Annotated in this window: 1 protein-coding gene; it reads right to left on the reverse strand. The window is 65.7% G+C overall.

From position 1 onward, the window contains the following. Positions 1–318 (reverse strand): non-reducing end alpha-L-arabinofuranosidase family hydrolase (locus IE251_RS41615; RefSeq protein WP_268253382.1); only part of this gene is annotated, 318 nt, incomplete at both ends.

A 318-nucleotide genomic window follows, 5' to 3' on the forward strand; every position in this document is an offset into this window, starting at 1 on the left:
CAGGTACTGGTTCTGGCCCTGGACCTTGTAGACCTGCGGCGCCTCGAACAGGTTCTTCGCGGTGTCGCTCATGACCGTCGTGTACGAGGAGCCGAAGCTGCCCGGGAAGTTCCCGATCGGCATGCTCGCCCGGTAGATCTTGCCGTTGTCACCGGCGAAGAACAGGTACATGTTCTGGTCGTCGGCGATCAGCGTCTGGTCGATCGGGCCGGTGCCGGAGTCGGGGAGGCTGCCGGTGAACAGCGGCTGCGGGGCGGACCAGCCGTTGGGGTTGGTCGGGTCGCTGGAGGTGCGGTAGATGAACGGCCAGGCACCCCA

The organism is Streptomyces eurythermus (genome assembly GCF_014649115.1).
GTDB classification, from domain to species: Bacteria; Actinomycetota; Actinomycetes; order Streptomycetales; family Streptomycetaceae; genus Streptomyces; species Streptomyces eurythermus.